This is a genomic window from Deltaproteobacteria bacterium, from assembly GCA_009692615.1.
Classification (GTDB): Bacteria; Desulfobacterota; Binatia; order UBA9968; family UBA9968; genus DP-20.
On record SHYW01000011.1, the window covers coordinates 41,227 to 63,922 of the forward strand.

The following is a 22,696-nucleotide window of genomic DNA, read 5'->3' on the forward strand; positions in this document are numbered from 1 at the left end:
ACCAGGCCGCAATGAACATGTCTCTCCTACCGACCGGCCCTATTCAGGACGATGTCGAATCGATATCGACTGCCGTGCATTCACGGGCGATCGGTTGTTTTTTACTTTCGTCGCTGGCCCCCCTTCACCGCGCAAATATCTTCTTGAAAAACCCTTCCTTCTCCAGCTCCTTCACCACACTGTCGTCGAAAAACTGCTCCGGTTTATATTTTTTCGCTTCCGGTCGGGTTTGGGCGCGGTCTTCGAGGACGAGCTTGAACATTTCGGGATCGAGATTGGGGATGCGTTCGATCACGTCGACGCCGAACTGCCAACTCGCTTCGAGAATTTCGGCGTCGTCGGTGTGGAGAAACTTGGCGAGCGCTTTCTTGCTGCCCTCTATGTCCTTTTGCAGCATGGCGACGCCTTCGGAATAGCCGGCGATGAAATTCTTGACGATCTGGCGGTGCGCGGCGAGATAAGATTTGCGCACGACGATGCCGACGTGGGGAAAGCTGAGACCGATGGTTTTCGGCGGAATCTGAATTCTCGCTCCCGCTTTGAGCGTCTTTTGTAGCGCCGGCGGCGTCATCGGCGCGGCAAAGATCCGCCGCGCTTCGATGCCCGCAGCGAGCTCCGGCTGGTCACCCATTTGTAACAGCGGCACATCTTTGTCGGGCTCAAGGCCGGCCTTCTTCAAAATATAGCGCATCGTAAAATCAGTGGACGAGCCGAAGCGGGTGATGCCTACCGGTTTGCCGCGCAAATCTTGAATCGATTTTATCTCCGGTTGAACTACAATGTAGAAGGCGGGAATGTTGACCATGCCCGCCACCGCGACCAGATCCGCGCCGCCGAAATCGGCGTCGACCACTCCGCTGCCTCCTGCTGTCGCGATCTGATTCTCTCCCGCCATCATGGTCTGGATCACCTGCGCTGCGCCCGCAGTGTAACTGAGATTCACATCGAGCCCATATTTACGGAACAGGCCCAACTCCTGCGCGACGTAAAGCGCGGCATGATCGCCGGCCAACGACGCATAGATCGCATTGATCCGCTCCAGCGCGGACTGCGCGTAGAGATCGCCCCGCGCGATCAGTAGACCGAGAACTAATGACAAACAGAGCTTGATGATTTTTTTTGACTGCATAACTTGCTCCATTGAGAACGAACGCTATAGAGCCAGGACAAAGCTAGGTCAAACTTTCCAGCCCGGCGATAGATCCACCCGCGTGCCCACCGGATCGAGAATAAAGGTTTCGGCGAAGCGTCCGTCCTTAGGCAGCTTGTCCGTGCCGCCGGTAGCACCGTTGCCTTTGGCGGTGCTAACCGCGCCCTTGACGTCTTCCACTTGCATGCCGAAGTGAAAAATCCCCTCGCGCCGGTTGCGCGCCGGCAGGATCGCCAAATTGATATGGCCGTCGGAAAGATAAATCGCCGAGCCGTTCTCCGTCGGCTCGCCGCTGCGCGCGACCTCGTTGAGACCGAAAGAGGACTTATAAAACTCCGCCAGTTTCTCAGTGTCCTTGGTCAGTAATGCGATATGTCCTATGCGTGCCATGGTATTCTCCTTTTGTCTTTGGTCGTTAATTTCGAATTAAGATATCACTCTCGCAAAGCATGTCCTGATCCCATCTTTACTTCCTATACAGTTGCTCGATCAAACCGCTCTTCTCGATGTCCCGAAAAAAACTCCCGTCGACGAAATCCGCAATGGCGAAACTCTTCACCTTGGGATCGGGTTCGCGTTCGAGCACGGCGGCGAGCGCTTTTTCGTTGGGTCCGGGCAGCCGTTCCATCAATTCGATCGACTCGTCGTAAAGATAACCGGCTTCCTCGGCGTTCAAGCCGCCCATATATTTCTGCATCAACGCCACCGACCCAGTGCGATTGGTTTTGAGATAGTGAATCGATTCGACAAACGAGCGCATGAGCCGCTCGACCACGCTACGCCGGCGTTGAATCTGGCTGCGTAGCGTCGCGAAGGTGCCGGAGGGCGAGAGAATTTTTAGATCGGCGGCGCTGGTGATGTAGCGCGCGCCGGCGCGCTCGGCGGTGAGCAGCGCCAGGCCGCCGAGAATAGCCGCTTCTAACTTGCCCGCGGACAACGCCGCGGCGACTTGTGGGTGACCGCCGAGCTGCAACAGTTGCACGTCTTTGTCTGGCCGCAGACCGACCTTCATCAAAGCGTTGCGCGCAAAGGTGTCGGCTTCCGAACCGTATTGTGACACACCGATGGTCGCGCCTTTGACGTCTTCCAGCCGGCGGATTTTCGAAGTGCGGCTGACCATCAGCTTTTGTCCCGAGACATTGGCGCTAGCGCCGAGTATCGCCACGTCCGCGCCGCGCACCCGCGCGCGCGTCAGCGCGGTGACGCCGGCGAACACAACGTCGACATCGCCAGACATCAAGGTTTGCACCAGGCGCGGACTGCCGGGAATCAGCAAAATCTCGGCTGTCAAATCGTACTTGTTGAGCAAGCCCAATTCCTTAGCGATAAACGGCATCGATTGCGACAGGCTTGGACTGACATACGCCACGCGCAATTTGTCGGCGCCGATGCCGACTTCAGCGCGACCCAGAAGAGCGAAGGCAGCGAGCAGTGAAATTGCGAGTTTAGTTTTCATGATCTCAATAAGGCTTCATGACTTTGCGCCACTCATCTTGGTAGTGTGGCAACTTTTCTAAATACTGCGGCCAATCGATCTCGCCATAGCGCAGTTTGCGCAAGCGCTCGTTGGCCAGCGTGACATCGGTGCGGCCGACGCTGACGCCGACCTCGTTGGCGTAATAATCTTGCACTTCTTTGGAAAGAATATAATCGATCCACAACTTGCCGGCGTTGGCATGGGGCGCGCGGCGCGCTAGCGCTAGAGCGTTGGGCGGATTGGGAAACAGCGGCTCCATGGCGACCCAATCCACCGGCGCGCCTTTCTTGCGAATCTCCTCGCCGGCGGCGATGCGCATAGTCGGCGCCAGCGCCCATTCGCCGGCAGCCAACAATTCCGCCGCCAGCTGGCGGCCGCGGCGGAACTCGACATTTTGCTTGGCCAGCGCGCGGATGAATTCCGACGCCCGCTTTTCGCCCATCACATGGGCCAGCACCATGTACCAATCGTCATCGGTCTGATCTAAACCGATGTGGCCTTTCCATCGGGGCAGGAGCAGATCGTCGTAACTCTTCGGCACGTCGGCCGCCGCCACCAGCTTGCGGTTGTATCCGATCACCGCGATGGTCGAGTACTGCGCCGTCCACACGCCTTGCTTGTCTTTGTAGCTCGGGCGAATGAACTTTCTTTCCGGCGAATCGTAGACGGCAAAATTATTTTTCTTGGCGGTCCAATACATCTCCGAGCCGCTCAAGTTGACGACGTCGACGACATGACGCCCGGCAGTGTATTCGGTGTCAAAACGTTGAGCGATCTTTTCCGCGCCGGCGCGGTAGTATTCGACTTTGATGAACGGATATTTCCTGTTAAATCCTTGCGCCAAGCGATTCATCACCGGCGCCTGGGTGGTCGCGTAGGTCAGCAACTCCTTTTCCGCTTTCGCGCCTTCGACGATCTGGGGCATCGTCTGAGCCGCGGCCAACGATGGAATTGAAATCGACAACGCCAACAGCACAACGAGTTTGCTCATGCCTTCTCTCCTCACGCCAACGATACTAACCAAGCCAGCGCCACTTTGTAAATCAAAAACTCCTTGCGATTAACAAAACGCGAAACTTCCGCATCGCCGCCTTGACACTCTTATTTCATCCAAGTAAGAATCGCCACGAATCAAGTTACATTTCGCACTGAGGAATTTCATGGCAACTCCATCAGGACCGCTAACCGGTTATCGTGTGCTCGATTTGGGCGGACCGCTAAGCCTGCACTGCACCAAACTGCTCGCCGACATGGGCGCCGACGTGATCAAAGTCGAGCCGCCTGCGGGCGACGAATCGCGCCGCATGCCGCCGTTCAAAAACGACTCGCCGCACGCCGAAACCAGTCTCTACTTCCTGCACTTCAACACTAACAAGCGCGGCATCACGCTTGACGTCGAGAAACCCGACGGCCGGGCGATCCTGCTCGAACTGTGCAAGAAGGCCGATGTCATCATTGAAACCTATCGGCCGTCGCGCGCCAAAGAGCTGCGTTTGACCTATCAAGATTTGAGCGCGGTCAACCCGGCGTTAGTCGTCGCATCGATCACGCCCTTCGGCCAAAGCGGTCCGTGGAAAGATTACAAAGCCAATGACATGGCCGGTATCGCGCTCGGCAACTTGCTTTATCTCGCCGGTGAACCGGGCGAGCCGCCGTTGCAGCCGCCGGGAGAAATCGCCTATGGCATGGCGTCGACCTACGGCGCCTTCGGCATCGCCGTGGCGCTCTATCACCGGCTCGACAGCGGCAAAGGCCAGCACATCGACGTGTCCATGCACGAATGCGGCGGCCACATCGCCGGCTACTTCATTCCCAACTTCGGTTACACCGGCGACAAACCGGCGCGCGCTTCGCGTAAGGGCGAAGAGACCGATCTTTACGATCCTTACAAAACTAAAAATGGTTACGCCCGTATCTTCATCATTCCCGTCGAGCAATGGCGCCGCTTAGTCGACTGGATGGGCAAGCCAGCGTCGATCTCCGGACCGGACTTCGAAAAAATGGCGTACCGGCGCAAACATCCCGAGATCGTCGTCGGCGCCATCGCCGAATTCTGCGCCCGCTACACCAAGGAAGAACTTTACGAAGAAGGCCAGAAGCGGCGCATCGCCGTGACGCCGATCAACACCGCCGGCGAATTTATCGAAATGGAACAGACCAAAGCCCGCGGCCTGTTCGTCGACATGGAACATCCGGTGATCGGCAAGTACAAGCAGTTTGGCGTCGTGCCGCGCCTGATGGATTCTCCCGGCGCCATCCACCGCACCGCGCCGCTGCTCGGCGAGCATAATAAAGAAATTCTCAGCGGCGAGCTGGCAATGACCAACGACGACCTGGTCGCGCTGCGCGCCGAAGGCGTGATCTGAAGCAAACAGCCGGGGAAAAGATTCACCACGAAGGACACGAAGTTCACGAAGGGATTACGTAATAATAAGTGAAATTCGATGAACTATCGAATAAAGTCCTTGGCTGTGCAATCGAGGTGCACAAAGAACTAGGGCCTGGATTGCTCGAATCGACTTATGAGCAGTGCTTAGCCTATGAATTGAATCGAGCCCATGTTCCGTTCCGACTCCAAGTGGGATTTCCAGTTGAGTATAAAAACACCAGGCTTGATTGTGGATACCGGATTGACCTACTGGTCGACGATCAACTTATTGTTGAGTTGAAAAGCGTAGAACAGTTACTCAAAATTCATGAGGCGCAAATTTTAACTTATATGAGACTTGCGAAGGTAAGAGTGGGACTGTTGATCAACTTCAACGTGCCGTTATTGAAAAAGGGAATTAAGCGATTTCTTCTATAGTTTTTACTTCGTGTCCTTCGTGTCCTTCGTGGTGAATAGAATCATTAAATCTAAGGAACAAATCTATGTCGCAACTACCTTTAGAAGGCATCCGCGTTATCGAGCTTACCACCGGCGCCGCCGGCCCCACGGTCGCCCGCGTGTTGTGTGAATTCGGCGCGGAAGTGATCCGCTGCGAAACTCGGCTGCGCGGCGACGGCCATCGCGGCGAAGATCCCAAGCTGTGGAACAAGAAGCCCGACTTCATGAAACTCCAGCGCGGCAAGAAGTCTTTCACGGTCAACATGTCGACGCCCAAAGGCCGCGAACTGGTTAAAGAGTTGGCGAAAAAGTCCGACGTGCTGGTGGAAAACTTCGGCCTCGGCATTCTCGAAAAGTGGGGTCTCAACTGGCCCGATCTACAGCTGATCAATCCGAACATTATTTTGATCCGCGTCAAAGGCATGGGCTGCACCGGTCCCCACGCCGCCGATCTCACCTACGGTCCCAACGTCGGCAACACCATGGCGACAACTTATTTATGGAATTATCCCGGCGCGACCACGGCTACCGCGGAGCCGCGCACGCAGCATCCCGATTTCATGGGCGGCGTCACCGGCGCCTTCGGCGTGGTGCTCGCGCTGATTCAGCGCAAAAAAACCGGCCGCGGCCAGTGGATCGACAGCGCCCAGCAGGAAATCGGCGCATCGTTGCTCGGACCGAAGTATCTCGAATACACCGTCAACAAACGCGAGCCGCAACCGGAAGGCAACCGCAGCTTAGTCGCCGCGCCCTACGGACCCTACCAATGCAAAGGCGACGACCGTTGGTGCGTCATCTCGGTTTACAACGACGATGAATGGCAGCGCTTCGCCGCGCTGTTGGAAAAATCCGGCCTCAAGCGCGACGCCAAGTTCGCTACCCATCTCGACCGCGTGCGCCACAAAGACGAACTCGACAAATGGGTCACGAGCTGGACGCTGAAGCATGATCCCTACGAAATCATGGAGCTGGTCCAAGGCGTCGATGTCTGCGCCGCCGTGGTGCAAGACGTCGAAGATCAATTCAAAAACGACAAGCAGTACGCCGCCACCGGCTTTCTAGTGAACATGACCGAACCGGAGGCCGGCGACGTGGTCACCGAAAATGTTCCCATGCGCATGTCGCTCACGCCAGGCCGAGTACGCGGCGTCGCACCGCTGATGGGCGAACACACCCACGAGATCGCGCGCAACTTGCTCGGTCTTAGCGACGATGAGATTAAGAAATTGGATGATGAGAAGGTACTTTATTAAAAAACAGAATCCCGTAGTCAGGATTCAGAATTCAGAAGCTTGGTTCCGAAACTTCTGAATTCTGGCTACTGACTTCTGAATTCTGCAACTACGGAGGAAGAAATGGCAGAACCAGGACCCCTATGTATTTACGAGAAGCGCGATCCGCATATCGCGATCATCAAGCTCAACCGCCCGGAGAAGAAAAACTCGATCAGCCGCGATCTCTACTGGGCCCTCGATGCGGCGTGGCACAAGGCCAAGGAGGATGACGACGTTTGGTCGATCATTCTGACCGGCAGTGCCGACTCTTTTTGCTCCGGCGGCGATTTGAAAGAGAACATCGCCTTTGCCCGCGGCGAAATGACCGGGCCGCGCTCCGGCCCGCGCGGCTATTCCAGCCTGCGCCCGCTGCAAATGCACAAGCCGATCATCGCCGCCATCAACGGCTACGCGGTCGGCGGCGGCTTTAGTTTGGCGCTCTCCTGCCATATCCGTTACTGCGTGCCGGCATCGAAATTTGGCTGCTCCGAAGTGCGCTGGTCCCATCTCGCCGCCTGGCCGAGCTATGTCGCCCAACTGCCCAGCGGTTGGGCCTACTGGTTCGCTCTCAGCGGCCAGATGATCGACGCCGACACGGCGTTTCGTCTTGGGTTAGTGCAAAAAGTTTGCGCGCCAGAAAAACTGCTCGACGACTGCATCGAACTGGCGACCACGATCAACCGCAACGGCCGGCTGATCGCCCAACACACCATCGAGTTCATCGAAGACAAATTTCTCTACGAGATCCAGGGCTGGGAAAAGGGCTTCGAAGTGCACCGCGAATTCTACGCCCATCTGCGCAACAGCAAAGACTACGACGAAGGCTCAGCCGCCTTCGCCGAACGGCGCAAACCGGAGTTCGCGGCGGAGTATTATAACGAGAAAACCAAACTGCCCGGCGTGCCCGAGCCGGTTAAGAAGTAGTCGACATCAATGCCATGACAAACGGCGTGAACGATCCGAGCAATTCGAATCGTTCACGCCGTTTTTTGTTGTAGTGCCGAAATAGCGTAGGGGCGAAAAATCTTTCGCCCTTCATTCGCCCATCGCGCCGACCAACTATCCTTTTGCGACCTGCTCGTAGCTCGGCTCGGGCATCCCAGCTTTCCACGTCGGATCGCGCAGCTCCAAGCGATTGCCGCTGGGATCGAAGAAGTAAAGCTCTCGTCCGGGGAAATAGCCGCCCTTACGATAGTAAAGCTCGTCAATCTTAACGTTCTGTTCCTTAAAAATCTTGCAGGCCTGGTTGATCGTCTCCGGCGCCACTGTAAAAGAATGGTGCACGTTGCGCTCCTCGACGAAGTTCTTGTCAACGCCGTCCGAACGCGTGCACAGCAAGATATTGTGATCGCCGACATTGAAGCAAGACATGCCGGAAGTACCGAGCCGCCCAAGATGCTTCAAGCCCAGCAGATCGCCATAAAACTTCTCCGACTCGTCCAGATTGTTGACTGGAATCGACCAATGAGTCACGCCTTCGATTTTGATTTGTCCCATAAAAACCTCCTGTTAATATGCCCCCTATTTGCGCCGACCGGTTGGACGATGTCAACCCTCACGACTCATTCCTACGGAAAGTTTAATGACGTTCGTTTCGGCGCATCTTCCTCAAACGATCCGTTGAGGTATTCCACCGAGTTCACGTCCACGAAAGCGAGCATCTTTAACTGATCGGCAAACCTCGCGCGATCGAAACTGATCGTGACCGGCTCGCTGACCGGTGCGCGGTAAGTGCCAAAGACTTTGTCCCAAAACGGCCAGTCGGAATAGTTGCCGGCGTGGACCCCGCGTTGATGGTGCAAGATGTGTTCTTCGGGCCGTTGGATAAAGTAGCCGGCCCATTTCGGCGTGTCCACATTCCAGTGCGGGAATAAGGTCATGAAGAACTGAAACACGCCGGTAACGACGACCGCGCGCGGATCAAGACCGAGCAGGAATGCCGTGACGAGAATACTCGACGTTGTGGAACAAATTACATCCAGCGGATGCGCCACCAGCGCGCTCGGGATATCGACCCGCGCCACGCCATGATGCAGCTGATGGACCATGCGCCAGAGCATATTAAACTGGTGCTGGCTGCGGTGATACCAGTAAGTGATGAAGGTATTCACCGGAAACCAAATCACGATACCGCCAATCACACCCCAAGCTTCGCCATTCAGCAATCGATGCTCGCGCAACCACTTTCCAGGAACAACCAGCGACCAGAGCTGAGCCACGATGATAAAAACTAACATGACACCGAGACCGATCCACAACCAACCACGATAAAACTGAAACTGCCGCGCCGGCCGCTTGTGTTCGACGCTCAGCATGAGAACCAACGTGATGGACATGACCACCACCACGAGAATTTGCCGCGACTCCATGACAAGTCCTGATCTAGATTCTAACCAACGTTTTGCGCGCTATCTTGAGCAACCATTCTCAGTCGGTCAGACCTCAGCCAACTAAATGCCGGCTGAAAAACTCCGTCGCTCTCGGCCACGACAACGCCGCGGCATGCGGCCGATAATTTATCGAGCCGCTATTGACGAACGCATGCGCAGCGCCGGCGTAGGAGTGAAACTCGTGCGGCTTGCCGAACTTGGTCAGCTCGGCGTCGAGCTTGCGCATATCTTCTGGCGAGGGATTTTGATCCTCGGCGCCGAAGTGGCCTTGGATCGGGCAGCCGATCTCGCTTGTGCGGTCGAAGGGTGTCGGCCCGGCTTCGCCGTACGGCATCATCGTGCTGCTGCCGTAAAACATCACGCCGGCTTTCAAATCTTTACTCGCTGCCGACATTAGATAAACCAGCCGCCCGCCCATGCAAAAGCCGACGATGCCTAAGCGGCCGCCGTCGACTTGTTTATGATTCTCGAGAAATCCGATGGCGCCTTCGATGTCGCGAATGATCGACGGATCGCGCAAGCGCGACTTTCGCACCGGGTTTTCGTCTTTACAGTCAGGTCCATCGCGATGATAGAGGTTGGGTGCGACGGTCGCATAACCTTGCAGCGCCAACATATGCGTCGTGTCTTTGACGAAATCTTCCATGCCCGATTGCCCATGCACGACAACGATGCCCGGCACGGTCCGATCGCTCGCCGGCAAACTCACATAAAGCGGCATGTCGCTATTATCGACTCGAACGTTCGCCCAACTGCTAGCCATATTCGCCTCCATTTTTCTCGTTTCATTGTATTAATGAATTGCCGATCGCTGTGCAAGCAATTCTTCCGACATTGTTCAGCTGTAGGGGCGACCGGCGGTCGCCCACTTCGCACAATCGCGAACCACCAACAGCGATTGCCGACAACCGACGGACGATGATACAACTAATCCAACAATCCAAAATCTAAAATCCAAAATAAGAAGATGCTCTCTCCCGAAGAAAACGCTCTACTCACCCACACCGGCCCCGGCACGCCGGCGGGAAATTTATTGCGCCGCTACTGGCATCCGGTGGCGCTTGTCGAAGAGTTGCCGAGCGATGGCGCGCCGCTGCCGGTCAAGATCATGAGCGAAGACCTCGTTCTGTTTCGCGGCGACGATGGCCAACTCGGCCTGCTCGGCCAGTTCTGCTCGCACCGCCGCGCCGACTTGAGCTACGGCCGGGTCGAAGACGGCGGGCTGCGCTGCCTGTACCATGGCTGGTTATTCGACCGCCAAGGCAACTGCGTCGAGCAACCCTGCGAGCCGCCGGACCGGCGCTTTTGCGAGAAGGTGCATCATCCGGCGTATCCTTGCCAAGAACGCGCCGGCGTGGTCTTCGCTTACATGGGACCGGGCGAGCCGCCGCTCTTGCCCAACTACGAACCGCTGGTGGCGCCGGCCGGCCATGTACTGGTCTCGAAATTTTATCATGAGTGCAATTTCTTTCAGGCCAACGAAGGCAATCTCGATCCCAGCCACGTTTCTTATCTGCACCGCCAAGCCAACGTGCCGGAAAATTTGAAACGCCCCGTCACCGGCAGCGACGGCAAACTGCCGCTGGCGCTCTACGACGCCGACATGGCGCCGCGCATCGACGCCGAAGAAACCGATTACGGCGTGCGCATCTTCTCGCTGCGCAACGTCGACGGCCGGACGTTTTTCCGCGTGACTAACTACGTGTTTCCCAACAAGGCGACGATCCCAGGGCCGATGTCGGGCGATGGTTACAATCTTTACTGGCATGTCCCCATCGACGACACGCACCATTGGCGTTACGACTTCGTCTTTCGCCGCAGCAGCCCAATGGAACAACGCGACATCGAGCGCGACAAAGAAATTTTGGACGAACTCGGCCATGGCTTCCGCCCTAAACGGAATAAGAGCAACCGTTATTTGCAGGACCGCGAGGCGATGAAGAGCTGGAGCTTCTCCGGCATGGGACGAATCTTCAACGTCCACGACGTCGCCATCGTCGAAGGCGCCGGTGAGATCGTCGACCGTAGCAAGGAATTCCTAGGCCCGAGCGACAAAGCGATCATCGTCGCGCGACGCCAGCTCTTGCGCGCGATCCGCGACGTCGAAGCCGGCGGCGAAGGCCCGCACGTGATCCGCGAGCAGAGCGCCAACCGCTTTCCACAACTGACGGTGGAGTCCGAAGTGCTCGCCGTCGGCGCCGACTGGCAGGCGCACTGGCAGAAGCGCTTGACTGAATTGCGCTGACGCCCCTTCCGTCATTCCGGCGACGGCCGGAATCCAGGCGGGGTGGACGGTGGATCGCGACCCTCTACCACGTAGCGCCCCTCGATACGCGCTGCGCGCTACTCGGGGAATCGGATTTACCACCTAGTATCCTGAGTAGGACCGAAGGTCCGTATCGAAGGATGTTCCGAATCTAGCAGAACGTCTTTCCGGCGCAGGCCGGAATCCAGGGGTGGCTGTGGAGCGCTGGGCGCTCGCTACCCGTTGCCGCAAAACGCCTCTCGCTATGCGCTGCGCGCTACTCGGGGAATCGGATTTGTGACCGATTATCCTGAGTAGGACCGAAGGTCCGTATCGAAGGACGCCGCACTTACGGTTTCCACCCCTCCAGCTTCAGTTCACCGTGAATTTTTCTCGCCAGCGTGAAATCGAAAAACTTTCCGATCGCGATATCCTTGCGCCCGATTCTTTCGAGCAGCGGCGCCATCACACGTCTTTGCAGATCGTCATTGAGAATGCCTTCCGGCGTCAGCGCCGGCTTAACTAGATCGTAAATCCTCGCCGCCAAGTCCTCCGACGACTTGGCGTTGCGCGCGAGAATCGGTACGGCACCGCTGCGATTGGTCGAATAGTAAACAAGTCCGCGAATCGTCGCGCGCAAAAATTTCTCCACCAACGCCGAATCCGATTGCAACAAACCATCGCGCGTGACGATGGCGCCTTGAAGCTGGATGATGTCGGAAGCGATAAACGACATCAGCTCGCGAAAGCCCTGTTCGGCGGCGCTGATGTTATGTGGAAAGGTCATCATCGCCGCATCCACTGCGCCGTTGGACAACGCGCCAAGCCGCGTCGCCGTGGTGCCGATAGCTAGCACCGCCGTGTCATGATTTTCGTCCATGCCGTTTTTGCGAAACAGCTCGCGCAGCGCCGAATCTCCCGCCGCGCCCAGACTCGACACCGCGACTTTCTTGCCGGCAAGCTCGCGCACGCTGCGAATATTCTGCCGCGAGTAGAGCCAAAACATCGGCTTGTGAAAGCTGCTGAGCACGACTTTAACCGGCGCGCCTTGCAGCCCCGCCTGCAGCGCCGCCGTCGGCACCGTGGTGAACTCGACACCTCCGGCGATCAGAGCCTGATTCGCCACCCCGCCGCGCATGAGAATCAGATCGACTTCCAAGCCTTCTTTTTGAAAGTAGCCGCGCTCCCGCGCGATATAGAGCGCGCTCTGGGTCACGTCGAGCACGGGAACGCCGACGGAAATTTTACGCGCCTGGCAAGGCACGGCAAGCAGCAACGAAAACATCAGCGCCTGGCAAAGACATTTCACAACAAGGTTCTCCGATTTTTGGTTTCGCCGGATGATACACGCCGCATCGAAGTTGCTCAAGAAAAATACTTTCCCTGCGACTTAGCGCTTGCGCCAAAGCTAATTTTCGAAATATGATCCGCTTCAGTCACCATGAGTATACGAATCCCGGCAACCATCATATTCATGATAGCGTCATTGCTGCACAGTTCCGCGCTGCTGGCGCAAACTACGCGCAAACTCGAAGCGGTTACCCTCGGCCTCTCCGCCAAGCACGTGCTCAATCTGCCGATCTATCTCGCCCAGCGCCATGGCATTTTTGAAAGCGAAGGCTTCGACTATAAACCGATCACGACCAAGACCAATACCGCTATCGCTGCCTTGGTCTCCGGCGATCTCGATTACATCACGGCGTTCAACTCCGGTCTCAGCGCAGCGCTTGGCGGCGCTCCGTTGGTCGCCGGCTACATCTCCACCCTCGACGTCACCCAAGGCATGGTCGCGCTCTTCTCCGGCACCGTCGCCGCGGCTACGCTGTCGCCGCCCTACGATTCCATCGCCGTGCGCAAGGGCTACAACCGCTTAGTCTTAGGATCGGAAGTGTTGCCGCGCTTCGTCGAAAACGGCTTGGTCATGCGCCGGGCGAAGCTGCGCGACAACCCGGATCAAGTACGCCGCTTTCTCCGCGCCATGATCCGCGGCTTGCACTTCGCCATGGACCATCCCTCCGAGTCCGTCGCGCTGATCCAAAAAGACTGGAACCTCGATCGAGAAACCGCGCAAACTGCATACGACGCGGCGCTGCCGACCTACAATCTACGCGGCGAAGTAAGCGACGAACTGATCGCCGCATTGATCAAACGCGCCCAGCAAGATGCCAAGATCACCGAGTCAAAATTTGCCCCGAAAGATTTCGTCGACTGGAACATCGTGCGCGGCATCCTGCGCGAGGTGAAGCGTTAACTAAAATTGTCCGCCCGCAATTCTTTTCCCCTCGCCCACGAAGTGGGAGAGGGTGAGGGTGAGGGCAAGGGCGACCGCCGGTCGCCCCTACGAGAGAACCTGCGAACTACTACTGGCAGAAATGAATTTCACGGAGGACCCATGATCATCGATGCCGACGGCCACACCCAGATACCGACGGAAGTCTTCGACAAGTATCTCGACAAAGAGTTCTATCGCCAGCGGCCGCGCTTCGTCACCTACGACGACGGCCGCGGTTTCTATCTGATCGAAGGACGGATTATCAGCAAGCCCTTCGGTTGGGGTCCAGGCACGCCGGGCAGCATCGCCAACTCGACGCCGACCATCGCCACCAAGGATATCGATCTGAGCAACGTGCCGGGGCGTTTGGCCGATCTCGATCTCGAAAACATCGACGTACAAGTGATCTATCCCAACGTCTTGATGTCGATCAACAGCTGGGAGCATGCCGGATTGGCCGGCGCCTGCGCCCGTGCTTACAACGATTGGATCGCCGAGAAATGCGCCCAAGCCGGCGGTCGCCTGCGCTTCGCCGCGGTCGTCGCCCTGCAAGATCCCAAAGCCGCCGCCGAAGAACTCAAGCGCGCGATGAAAAATCTCGGCGCCGTCGGCGTCATGGTCACCGGCACCATCGGCACGCGAACTCTCGATCATCCCGATCTCTATCCCTTCTGGGAAGCGGTGGAGCAGCTCGACGCCGGCGTCGGCGTGCACACAGTCACGGGAATGTATCCAACCGTCGGCCAGGAATTGTTCGATCACTTCTGGGGCGCCAAAGCGGTATCGATGCCGCTGACGTTAACGACGGCAATGGTCTCACTGGTCGGCGGCGGCATCGTCGATCTATTTCCAAAAATCCGCTTCGGCCTGCTCGAAACCGGCTGCGGCTGGCTGCCCTACTGGATCGAAAGAATGGACGAGATGCACGAGCGCGGCGAAAAAAACCCGCGCATGTACGACGGCATTTTAAATCGTAAACGGCCGAAGAACCGGATCAAGCCCAGCGAGCTGTTCGCCACCGGCCGCATGGTCGTCTCCTGCGAGCCCGGCGAAATCATGCTGCCCGCCGTCATCGGCGCCGCCGGCGATAATTGCATCATGTACGCATCCGACTATCCTCACGGCGACAGCAAATGGCCGGAAACCGTTTCGAGGATTCGCAGCGCCGGCTTTTCCGCGGAAACACAACAACGCATCTTAGGCGACAACGCCGCGCGCCTGTACAACCTGAAACAACCGTTAAGCTAAAAATTCCAGTTCATAATCCGATCCCCTCGCCCATTCCGAAGAGAGAGGGCGAGGGTGAGGGCAAGAATCTAATTCAAGGTACAATCGCGATGACAAAACCAACCCGTAGTCTTGTCGTTATCTTTTTCGCTTTCTCTCTTTACTCTCAAAGCTTTTCCATCGCCTCCGCCCAAACCAAAGTCATCGTCGGCCTGTCCACACTCAACTCGCGAGTCTCGCCGCTGTGGATCGCGCAGGAAAAAGGCTTCTTCGCCAAACAAGGCCTCGACGTTCTCCTGGTGCTGACCCGACTATCTCAACCCGCCATCGCCGGCCTACTCGCCGGCGAACTGCAAATGGTCTACGGCGGTTCCAATACTTCACTCGGCGCAGCTGCCAGCGGCGCCGAACTCAAGATCCTCGCCATGATGTCGAACAAGTTGACCTACGAATTGATCGCCCGGCCGGGCATCAACAAATCCGAAGATTTGCGCGGCAAGCGCTTCGGCACCGGCGGCATCGGCGGCAGTTTATGGATGGGCGCGCTCTTGGGATTGGAACATTTAGGTCTGGACGCCACGCGCGACAACATTTCGCTGATGATTGTCGGCGACCAGACCAACAACGCCGTAGCCCTCGAAGCCGGCAACATCGACGTGACGACGTTGGACGGCGTCTACACGCATCGGTTGAAACAAAAAGGCTTCAAGGTCATCGCCGAGTTCGGCAAAGCCAACATCCCGTTTCCCGGCCAAGGCATCGTCGTCTCGCGCGCCTTTCTGCAGAAGCAGGGAAACATCGTCGAGAGTTTTTTGAAAGGTCTAGTCGAAGGAATCCAGTTCAGCCTGGCGCCGGCTAATAAAGCCGCCGTGATCAAAACCATGACCGCCCGCCTGCGCATCCCCGACCCCGCCAGCGCCGAAGTCGGCTACCAAGACATTATCGCCGGCGTCGAAGCCAGACCGCTGCCGTCCGTCGAAGCCCTACGCAACGTTCAGCGCTTGATGAAAGTACAGAACCCCAAGGTGGGATCGCTCAAAGTCGAAGAATTGATCGACGATCGAATTATGCGCAAGCTTTTGGGGAGCTAACTGCGGTATCGCAAGTTTTTTAATCTTTGCTATCTCACCCGACTTAGATGACCGGCAACCGCTTGCTGATCGATCGTACCGCCACGATGCCGACTCAGACTGCCACTCTCGATTGAGTCCCTCTCTTTTCACACTCCGCGAGAAAAGCGCGATGAATTTCCGGATCCTGATCTTTGTACTCGATCTGCGTTCCCCCCGACTTGATGTCTTGATCGGTCTTTGAAAGGTCTTCGACCTGATAGGTGAAGCCCCACGGTTTCAAAGCAAGGTAGCGCACGGGTTCCGGTGAAGGATTGAAGTGCTGGTGAAACCAATTCGCCGGCGGCACGAAGAGACTTCCGGGACGCCAGTCGATGCGGATGCGCGGCTGCCCTTCCTGCCAAAGATACGAGTAGCCCGCGCCGGAAAGAATCACCAGGTGCGCGCCCGGCCCGTGTCGATGGCCGCGCGGGTAAGTGCCGGACGGATACTGCTCGAGGTGGGCGCTCATCGTATTGCAGGCTAGATGGAGCCGGATGCCCGTGGCGCCTTGCCCTCTCAAACTGCGATCCTTGAGTCCGAAGTCGCGCACGTCCGCGATGAGATTGGACTCCCAAGTCCGGTGGCTGGCGACTTCTCTGCCCTTGCCGCTGTAATAGCCTTCTTCGTCGTTGAAGCGGTCGCGGAATTCAAAACCGTTGCTGAAAATAAAATCGAGATTGCGAAAACGATTGACCATCTGAGGCGCATCGGTGAGGGCAACCAAGCGCGCGGTCTCGCTCCCCTGGGCATTGAAGTGTTGGTGCCAGGCGTTTAGCGGCGGCGAAAACAGGCTGCCCTCCTGCCACTCGAAAGTCTGCTTGCGCGATCCTTGATGCCAAACGCTCGTCGCGCCGCGACCTTTGACGACATAAATCAATTGCTCGAAGAGGTAGCGCTGCGGCAGACTCTCGCTCCGCGGCGCCAGCTCCAGCACATACGACCCACAGGTGCGCGACGAGCCGACCAGATTGATGAACGAGCCGCGCACGCCGGAGCGTTTCCACGGCGCTACTGGAATCGCGGTCAGATCTTCGACGCAATGGCCGCGTAAAATCGGTATTTCCTCCTGCTCCTGCCACAAATCGTAGGGTGTCTTGTCGGAGTAAGCTGCTGCTTGAGTCAAATCCATGGCAAATCCCTTTTTGACAAACTTTTCCGAAAATTCTTCGCGCTCTTCTAGTGTGGTGGAAACGAACTACGCTTAACAACGGCCATGGCTCCTCCCCCTTTGAAAAAGGGGGATCGAGGGGGATTTGAATTCCACGCAGTCAGCCCCCCCTTCCCGAGTTTACGAAAGGCGGGAATACAGCCGAATCTCGCACCAATGAATTCAGCGAGCTTCTGATGCAGGACACCAATCAGTATCGCGCAAGAATCTCAGCTTCCCGTCGCGTGAGTTGATCGGCGAGCGCGGTCTGATCGACTTTATCGGCCACCGCGTCAAATCCCGCTTGCTTGATCAGCGCCGGCAGCCGGGTCTTGAGCTGGGTCAAAGTCCAGCGCACCGAGTCGTCGATACCTTCGTCTTTCATCTTGAACGCCGCGGCTTCGCCGCCGTTGGGACCGATGTGATAGTGGGGATTATTGTAGAAACAGTCGAAGCGCAAAATTCTCACTTCCTCGCCGGTGCCGGCGCTCGTGACGTCGAAGGTTAACCCTTCATCGTTGCCGCCCAGTCCATGCCGATGCACGATGGTCACCCGCATACCGGGTTGATCGATCACGATCGGCTCCATTTTCAACTTGCTTTGTGGTTCCACCGCTCGGCCCTCCTGTTATGATGACGATAATCTGCGCGGATCATTACGTCTTTGATTTCTACCTGTCAAATGAAGATAAACGGGCGCGATGAATCGTGCCCCTACTAATTCCGTTTTCTATTTTTGCGACTTTTGCGTTCTTTGCGGCCAATCCTTCCGAACCTGACTTGGAATCCGCTAGACCGCGTCGAGATGAAAAAACTTCACGGCGTTGCCCGCCGCCATCGCCTGTTTTTCATTTTCCGGCACGCCGGCAAATTGTTCTTCCATCAGCTCCAGCGATTTCGGCCAGCGCGTCACGATGTGCGGAAAATCGGTAGACCACATTACCTTGTCCACGCCGACCATATGGCGCAGCTGGATGCCGATGGGATCGTCGAAGACGCCCCAGTGAGCGTGCTCGCGGAGATATTCGCTCGGTAATTTTTTCAGCTGCGGCAAGCCCAGGAGTTTCTCGGCCCAATGACGATTGACCTTATAAGTCTGGTCCATCTGCTGATAGAAGTAAGGAATCCAGCCGATGTTGTTCTCGGCCCAGAAAATTTGCAGCTTGGGAAAGCGGTCGAACACGCCGGTAAAAATCAACTGCGTCGCCTCCACCGCGCCGCAGTGATAAATCCCCTGGCGCGCGAGCCGCTGAAGAAAATCGAAGGGGCGGTCTTCGCCCTGGGGATCTTTGGGATACTTCATCAAATAGACATCGCGCTCGTCGGTGCGGCGCGGAAACGACGTGTGGATCGTGATCGGCATATCGAGATCGATGGCCGCGGCGTAGAACTTGTCGTCTTCCGGCGTGGGAAAACTTTTACCGCTCGGGAACGTGTGCAAACGCGCCGCTTTAAAACCTTTTTCTTTGCAGCGCTTCAACTCGGCGACGTTGTCGTCGGCGCCGATGTCCGGCATGACGGCGACGCCGATCAAGCGGTCGCCATCGACGGCGCAATACTCTTCGATGAAATAGTCGTTGAACGCTTGCACGATGGCGAGAAACGCGTCGCGGTCTTTGATCTTGGAGTTGCGCGCTTCGCTGGCGAAAAGTAATTCACCGTCGACACCGTCGGCGTCTTGCTCTTTCAACCGCTGCTGCGGTGAGCCGGCGCCGACCGAATGTTCGAAGTCGAGATGGGTGGGATTGAAATTTTCCGGCCCTTTGCCGGCGAACAAATTGGTGCCGCGATATTCCAGCGGCTGCCCTTCGTCGACGATGGCGTCGCGCCCGTCGGCGAGCTTGATCCGCCGCGGCGCGCGGGCGCGAAACTTCGCCGGCACCCGGTGCGTCCAAGTTTCCGGCAGGCACTCGAAATGACTATCGGCGGAAAAATATCGGTACTTGCGCGCCATTGAAACAGTTCCTCCTCGGGTCTCTCATCGAATGATCTGTCTAATATGTGAATAGCGTGCCATGAGCAGAAAGATATTTCACCACGAAGGACACGAAGAGCACGAAGTTCGGAGTTAAAATTTTCGAACCCTTCGTGTCCTTCGTGGTGAATAGTTATTTTAACAACTCGCAACTACGGCACAAGAATATCCTTCATGATCTTTTCCATCGGCTTCGACACCAGCTCGGACTGCTCCGGGCCGACGATCAACAATGGAATGCCGCGTTCTTCCAGGTTATTGAGTTCGTCATACACGGATTTGACGCCCTTGCGCCCGGACAACCTGCCAGTAGACGCGAGAATCTTCGCGCCCTCCATCGACTTCATGAAGTCGACGAACAGCGCCGCGGCGTGGGGATTCTTCGTGTTCGTGTAAATCCCGATGGCGCCGCTGATATGCGCCGGCGTCGGATTGGGAAACACCAGCGCCGCCGGACAACCGCCCTGCTTCATGCGCAGGAGTCCATCGGGATAGATCTCCACAGCGACTTTGAATTCCCCGGCGCACAACAACTGCGCTTGCAAGGTGTGGCCGCGCCGAACGATGGCACCATGTTTGACCAAGCCGTCGACAAAGGCGCGGGTCTTTTGCTCGCCCCAAGCGGTCAACCAACCCATCAGCGCGCGCTCTGGCTCCATGTCGATGGACAGTGCGCCCTTCCACTTGGCATCGAAAAGATCGTCGTAACTTTTGGGCGCGTCTTCCTTGCGCACCAGCTTGGTGTTGTAGGCGATGGTCGACACACCCAAGCTGTCGGCATGCCAATAGCCGTCCTTGTCAGTATACTCCTTGCCGAGGTTCACCGACTCTGGCGAGTGGTAGCGCACCCAGATGCCGGCGCGCTTGAGGGTCATGACGTTTTCCGTGCCGACCAGCATTGCGTCGGTGTCCAATTGACCAGCCCTATGCTCGGTCAAGGTGCGAAACACCAGCTTATTTCCGCTGCCGCGCCAGTACTCGGCTTTGATAAACGGATAGCGCTTCATGAAGCCGGCGGTGTGGGCACCGAGCAGCGCGGCGTTGGATACGCCGTAGAATTTGAACGCGCCTTCTTTGCGCGCGCCATCTTCGAGCCGTTTCTGCCGCTGCGGCGCCGGCAGCTTATTGATCTCGCTGTAGAGCGCTTCGACCGACGCGCCGCGAGCCGTTCCCGGCCCAATACCCGTGAACCAAAGCAACACAGCCGCCAATGCCAGGACCTTCATCATGCTTGATGCTCCGTTGCGATCCCTATCTCTATCTCAACTCTTTGTCTCAATCTTGCGCATCACTTCATCGTGCAGTGCGGATGATAATCCATCTTGCAGCGCGCGCCGGCGCTTTTCATCGCGATTTCGAATTCGGCGTGGATCTGCGGATCTTCATCGTCGTACTCGATCTGATCGCCGCCTTCTTTGACGCTCTTATAAACGTAGGCCTTGCCGCCGGCCTTGGGTTTGTCGCTGCCCCAGCCGATGGCGAGAAAGAACACCGGCTCGGCGCTGCCGTTGAAATGTTGATGAAACCACATTTCCGGCGGCACGAACACGCTGCCCGGCCCCCATTCGACGCGCTCCAACGGTTTATTTTCATGCCACAAGATCGAGTAGCCGGTGCCGCGAATGATCAACACGTGGATGCCCGGGCCATGGCGGTGCGCTTTTTTATAAGCACCCACGCCCCAGTGGGAGACGTGAGACTTCACCGTCTGCTTGACCATGCGGAACACCGTGCTCCTGGCGCCGCCGCCGCGGTCGAAACCGCCGGAGTAAGTCTCGCACACGCGCACGTCGGCGACGAAGTTGGTCGCCCACTGCTGCGCCGGCGCGGCCTGCTTGAAGTAACCCTCTTCGGAGTTGTAACGGTCTTTGAAGACAAACGGATTCTCGAAGACGAATTCATAGTTGTTGAACGTGTCGATCACCCGCGGCGCGCTGGTCATGGCGATGTAGCGCGCCGAATCCAAACCGGACGCGTTATGATGTTCATGCCAAGCGTTCATCGGGATCGCGAAATAGCTGCCCTCTTGCCACTCGAAGGTCTCTTTGCGAGCAGGATCGATCCACACCGAAGTGGCGCCCTGGCCTTTGAGTATGTAAATCGTTTCTTCGAATAAATGGCGGTGCGCCTTGAGCGATTTCCCCGGCGGGATTTCGGCGATGTAGGAATCGTTGAAGCCGCCGGTGCCTTCTAAATTGAGAAACGCCGCCAAGCCGGTGCCGCTCGATTTCCAGGGCGCCAACTCGACTGCGTTGACATCCTTGATCGCCAAACCACGATAGGTCGGTAGCCCTTCGTCTTTTTTCCATTGCTCGTAGGGCGAGATGTAAGCGACCCGCTCTTTAACTTCATCTTCCGCCGTGACTGGTGTGTCTGCCATTATGGTTTCCTCCGTTTAAAATTTCCTAAAATTAAATGCCCTAAACTTCTTTGCATTCTTTGCCACTGTAACCTATCGCGATTTCAACACCTCTTCCAACACCGACTCGTCGATGAAGTCATTGGGGTTGCGCTTGGCCGCGCCCGCCAACTTCGGTTCCAGCGTGGCGAGAAATTCGCCGATGCCGTCGCGTTCCGTGCGCAGCGTATCGGAAATACTGCGCACGAAATAATCGTAGGTCTTCAACGCCTCGGCCTTGGAGCCGACGTGAATATACTTTTCGATCACCCGTAGCGTCGCCTCCCGATTGTTTTTCATCAGCCGCACTGACTCGACGTAGGCGCGCAGATAGCGGCGCACGCCGTCGCGCCGCTCTTTCATGTCGCGCTTGCGCACGATGATGGATAATTCCGGATAGCGCATGCCCATGACGCCAAGATCGCCGAGACGGCTGTAGCCCTGAGCTTCGGCGACGAACAAACCGGGCGGCGACATGATCGTCGCCGAGATCGCGCCGCGCTCCAGCGCGGTAAGACGATTTTTCTCCCCGCCGAGCTGCAAGAAGGTCACGTCGCGATCGGGATTCATACCGTTTTTCTTGAGCGCGAAGCGCAGGCCGATGTCGTTGTTACCGCCGAAGCTGGCGATGCCGAGTTTCTTACCGCGCAGATCGTTATAACTTTTGACGTCCTTGGCGCCGATCACGCCGCCCGACATGGAGTTTGACGGCGTCGCGATGATCGTCACCTCGGCACCGCTCAAGCTCGCTTGCACCGGCACCCCGCCGCTCACGTGGGCGAAGTCCAAACCGCCGGACAGCAGTGCCTGCATGCTCTTCGAGCCGCCGGAGATCAATACCGGGTCCACTTCCAAGCCGGCTTTTTTAAACTCGCCGGTATCCAACGCGATCCAGAATGGAATGTTGAATCCGGCGATGCCCGGATAACTCGCCGTGACCCGCGATTGCGCGTGCAACATGCTGGACATGAGCGTCAGGGAAATGAGCAACAAGGTAATAGCGATCGATTTCATCGTGATGATTGATTAGCAACTTGCGCGCTCACCATATTCAAGGAACCTCTGAACAACTGCCCTGGAAGCAGGGCAGCGGAGGATAGATCGTTTTTTTCGTAATGAGTTACAGTTTTTGCGAAGTTATATCAGATTACATTTTGCTCTCGTGGTTAATAGGGTCCTTAGTTTTGCCTCGATTTGCCCCC

At 57.0% G+C, this 22,696-nt stretch carries 22 protein-coding genes; 8 read left to right on the plus strand and 14 right to left on the minus strand.

Annotation, left to right across the window (positions count from 1 at the left end; translation table 11 throughout):
* Positions 1-124: 124 nt before the first annotated feature.
* The 4 genes from EXR70_04315 to EXR70_04330 all read right to left on the minus strand — a co-directional run bounded on the left by EXR70_04315 (position 125) and on the right by EXR70_04330 (position 3,618).
* Positions 125-1,141, minus strand: coding sequence for an ABC transporter substrate-binding protein (locus tag EXR70_04315; GenBank protein ID MSP37695.1), 1,017 nt, complete (start codon positions 1,139-1,141; stop codon positions 125-127).
* 36 nt (positions 1,142-1,177) lie between these two features.
* A complete protein-coding gene (locus EXR70_04320; protein ID MSP37696.1) occupies positions 1,178-1,540 on the minus strand; it encodes a VOC family protein in 363 nt (120 codons plus the stop codon).
* 76 nt (positions 1,541-1,616) lie between these two features.
* Positions 1,617-2,606 (minus strand): ABC transporter substrate-binding protein, encoded by a 990-nt coding sequence (locus EXR70_04325; protein MSP37697.1) that lies wholly within the window; start codon positions 2,604-2,606, stop codon positions 1,617-1,619.
* A gap of 4 nt (positions 2,607-2,610) precedes the next feature.
* Complete coding sequence (locus EXR70_04330) at positions 2,611-3,618, minus strand: extracellular solute-binding protein (GenBank protein MSP37698.1); 1,008 nt, start codon at positions 3,616-3,618, stop codon at positions 2,611-2,613.
* 169 nt (positions 3,619-3,787) lie between these two features.
* On the opposite strand from EXR70_04330, the gene EXR70_04335 reads away from it, so the two are divergent.
* From EXR70_04335 to EXR70_04350, 4 genes are all read left to right on the plus strand, one after another.
* Positions 3,788-4,993 carry a CoA transferase gene (locus EXR70_04335; GenBank protein MSP37699.1) on the plus strand — a complete coding sequence of 402 codons (1,206 nt, stop codon included), beginning with the start codon at positions 3,788-3,790 and terminating at the stop codon, positions 4,991-4,993.
* Between the two features lie 68 nt (positions 4,994-5,061).
* The gene (locus EXR70_04340) at positions 5,062-5,433 is read left to right on the plus strand and encodes a GxxExxY protein (GenBank protein ID MSP37700.1); all 372 of its coding nucleotides are present in this window, start codon (positions 5,062-5,064) and stop codon (positions 5,431-5,433) included.
* Positions 5,434-5,498: 65 nt separating this feature from the next.
* Positions 5,499-6,707 (plus strand): CoA transferase, encoded by a 1,209-nt coding sequence (locus EXR70_04345; protein ID MSP37701.1) that lies wholly within the window; start codon positions 5,499-5,501, stop codon positions 6,705-6,707.
* Between the two features lie 102 nt (positions 6,708-6,809).
* Positions 6,810-7,652: an enoyl-CoA hydratase/isomerase family protein gene (locus tag EXR70_04350; protein ID MSP37702.1), complete on the plus strand. Its 843-nt coding sequence runs from the start codon at positions 6,810-6,812 to the stop codon at positions 7,650-7,652.
* A gap of 135 nt (positions 7,653-7,787) precedes the next feature.
* Here EXR70_04350 and EXR70_04355 read toward each other — a convergent pair whose 3' ends face one another.
* The 3 genes from EXR70_04355 to EXR70_04365 all read right to left on the minus strand — a co-directional run bounded on the left by EXR70_04355 (position 7,788) and on the right by EXR70_04365 (position 9,893).
* Positions 7,788-8,225: a VOC family protein gene (locus tag EXR70_04355; GenBank protein ID MSP37703.1), complete on the minus strand. Its 438-nt coding sequence runs from the start codon at positions 8,223-8,225 to the stop codon at positions 7,788-7,790.
* 71 nt (positions 8,226-8,296) lie between these two features.
* Entirely contained in the window at positions 8,297-9,097 is an 801-nt protein-coding gene (locus tag EXR70_04360) for a sterol desaturase family protein (protein ID MSP37704.1), read from the minus strand.
* 73 nt (positions 9,098-9,170) lie between these two features.
* Positions 9,171-9,893 (minus strand): dienelactone hydrolase family protein, encoded by a 723-nt coding sequence (locus EXR70_04365; protein MSP37705.1) that lies wholly within the window; start codon positions 9,891-9,893, stop codon positions 9,171-9,173.
* Positions 9,894-10,085: 192 nt separating this feature from the next.
* Between EXR70_04365 and EXR70_04370 the strand changes: the two genes are divergently transcribed.
* Positions 10,086-11,363, plus strand: coding sequence for a hypothetical protein (locus tag EXR70_04370; GenBank protein MSP37706.1), 1,278 nt, complete (start codon positions 10,086-10,088; stop codon positions 11,361-11,363).
* Positions 11,364-11,712: 349 nt separating this feature from the next.
* Here EXR70_04370 and EXR70_04375 read toward each other — a convergent pair whose 3' ends face one another.
* On the minus strand, positions 11,713-12,672 hold the full coding sequence (locus EXR70_04375) for a hypothetical protein (GenBank protein ID MSP37707.1): 960 nt from the start codon (positions 12,670-12,672) through the stop codon (positions 11,713-11,715).
* A gap of 132 nt (positions 12,673-12,804) precedes the next feature.
* On the opposite strand from EXR70_04375, the gene EXR70_04380 reads away from it, so the two are divergent.
* The 3 genes from EXR70_04380 (at position 12,805) to EXR70_04390 (ending at position 15,953) form a co-directional block, all read left to right on the plus strand.
* Complete coding sequence (locus EXR70_04380) at positions 12,805-13,614, plus strand: ABC transporter substrate-binding protein (GenBank protein MSP37708.1); 810 nt, start codon at positions 12,805-12,807, stop codon at positions 13,612-13,614.
* Between the two features lie 141 nt (positions 13,615-13,755).
* Entirely contained in the window at positions 13,756-14,883 is a 1,128-nt protein-coding gene (locus EXR70_04385; protein MSP37709.1) for an amidohydrolase, read from the plus strand.
* Positions 14,769-15,953: an ABC transporter substrate-binding protein gene (locus tag EXR70_04390; protein ID MSP37710.1), complete on the plus strand. Its 1,185-nt coding sequence runs from the start codon at positions 14,769-14,771 to the stop codon at positions 15,951-15,953. Before EXR70_04385 ends, EXR70_04390 begins: the two co-directional genes overlap by 115 nt.
* A gap of 94 nt (positions 15,954-16,047) precedes the next feature.
* Here the strand turns inward: EXR70_04390 and EXR70_04395 are convergent, their stop codons facing one another.
* From EXR70_04395 to EXR70_04420, 6 genes are all read right to left on the minus strand, one after another.
* The gene (locus tag EXR70_04395) at positions 16,048-17,103 is read right to left on the minus strand and encodes an ethanolamine ammonia lyase-activating protein (GenBank protein MSP37711.1); all 1,056 of its coding nucleotides are present in this window, start codon (positions 17,101-17,103) and stop codon (positions 16,048-16,050) included.
* Positions 17,104-17,332: 229 nt separating this feature from the next.
* Positions 17,333-17,734, minus strand: a complete 402-nt coding sequence (locus tag EXR70_04400; GenBank protein ID MSP37712.1) for a hypothetical protein — start codon at positions 17,732-17,734, stop codon at positions 17,333-17,335.
* Between the two features lie 177 nt (positions 17,735-17,911).
* Positions 17,912-19,075 carry an amidohydrolase gene (locus EXR70_04405; protein MSP37713.1) on the minus strand — a complete coding sequence of 388 codons (1,164 nt, stop codon included), beginning with the start codon at positions 19,073-19,075 and terminating at the stop codon, positions 17,912-17,914.
* Positions 19,076-19,248: 173 nt separating this feature from the next.
* The gene (locus EXR70_04410; GenBank protein ID MSP37714.1) at positions 19,249-20,325 is read right to left on the minus strand and encodes an extracellular solute-binding protein; all 1,077 of its coding nucleotides are present in this window, start codon (positions 20,323-20,325) and stop codon (positions 19,249-19,251) included.
* Between the two features lie 59 nt (positions 20,326-20,384).
* Positions 20,385-21,476, minus strand: a complete 1,092-nt coding sequence (locus EXR70_04415) for a cupin domain-containing protein (protein MSP37715.1) — start codon at positions 21,474-21,476, stop codon at positions 20,385-20,387.
* 72 nt (positions 21,477-21,548) lie between these two features.
* Positions 21,549-22,508, minus strand: a complete 960-nt coding sequence (locus EXR70_04420) for an ABC transporter substrate-binding protein (GenBank protein MSP37716.1) — start codon at positions 22,506-22,508, stop codon at positions 21,549-21,551.
* Between the last annotated feature and the right edge of the window lie 188 nt (positions 22,509-22,696).

Coding starts and splice junctions, on each gene's coding strand:
- EXR70_04390 (MSP37710.1), top strand. CDS start 14,769: ATGGCCGGAAACCGTTTCGAGGATTCGCAGCGCCGGCTTTTCCGCGGA.
- EXR70_04355 (MSP37703.1), bottom strand. CDS start 8,225: ATGGGACAAATCAAAATCGAAGGCGTGACTCATTGGTCGATTCCAGTC.
- EXR70_04405 (MSP37713.1), bottom strand. CDS start 19,075: ATGGCGCGCAAGTACCGATATTTTTCCGCCGATAGTCATTTCGAGTGC.
- EXR70_04365 (MSP37705.1), bottom strand. CDS start 9,893: ATGGAGGCGAATATGGCTAGCAGTTGGGCGAACGTTCGAGTCGATAAT.
- EXR70_04345 (MSP37701.1), top strand. CDS start 5,499: ATGTCGCAACTACCTTTAGAAGGCATCCGCGTTATCGAGCTTACCACC.
- EXR70_04370 (MSP37706.1), top strand. CDS start 10,086: ATGCTCTCTCCCGAAGAAAACGCTCTACTCACCCACACCGGCCCCGGC.
- EXR70_04360 (MSP37704.1), bottom strand. CDS start 9,097: ATGGAGTCGCGGCAAATTCTCGTGGTGGTGGTCATGTCCATCACGTTG.
- EXR70_04410 (MSP37714.1), bottom strand. CDS start 20,325: ATGATGAAGGTCCTGGCATTGGCGGCTGTGTTGCTTTGGTTCACGGGT.
- EXR70_04315 (MSP37695.1), bottom strand. CDS start 1,141: ATGGAGCAAGTTATGCAGTCAAAAAAAATCATCAAGCTCTGTTTGTCA.
- EXR70_04380 (MSP37708.1), top strand. CDS start 12,805: ATGAGTATACGAATCCCGGCAACCATCATATTCATGATAGCGTCATTG.
- EXR70_04385 (MSP37709.1), top strand. CDS start 13,756: ATGATCATCGATGCCGACGGCCACACCCAGATACCGACGGAAGTCTTC.
- EXR70_04325 (MSP37697.1), bottom strand. CDS start 2,606: ATGAAAACTAAACTCGCAATTTCACTGCTCGCTGCCTTCGCTCTTCTG.
- EXR70_04420 (MSP37716.1), bottom strand. CDS start 22,508: ATGAAATCGATCGCTATTACCTTGTTGCTCATTTCCCTGACGCTCATG.
- EXR70_04395 (MSP37711.1), bottom strand. CDS start 17,103: ATGGATTTGACTCAAGCAGCAGCTTACTCCGACAAGACACCCTACGAT.
- EXR70_04350 (MSP37702.1), top strand. CDS start 6,810: ATGGCAGAACCAGGACCCCTATGTATTTACGAGAAGCGCGATCCGCAT.
- EXR70_04335 (MSP37699.1), top strand. CDS start 3,788: ATGGCAACTCCATCAGGACCGCTAACCGGTTATCGTGTGCTCGATTTG.
- EXR70_04330 (MSP37698.1), bottom strand. CDS start 3,618: ATGAGCAAACTCGTTGTGCTGTTGGCGTTGTCGATTTCAATTCCATCG.
- EXR70_04415 (MSP37715.1), bottom strand. CDS start 21,476: ATGGCAGACACACCAGTCACGGCGGAAGATGAAGTTAAAGAGCGGGTC.
- EXR70_04320 (MSP37696.1), bottom strand. CDS start 1,540: ATGGCACGCATAGGACATATCGCATTACTGACCAAGGACACTGAGAAA.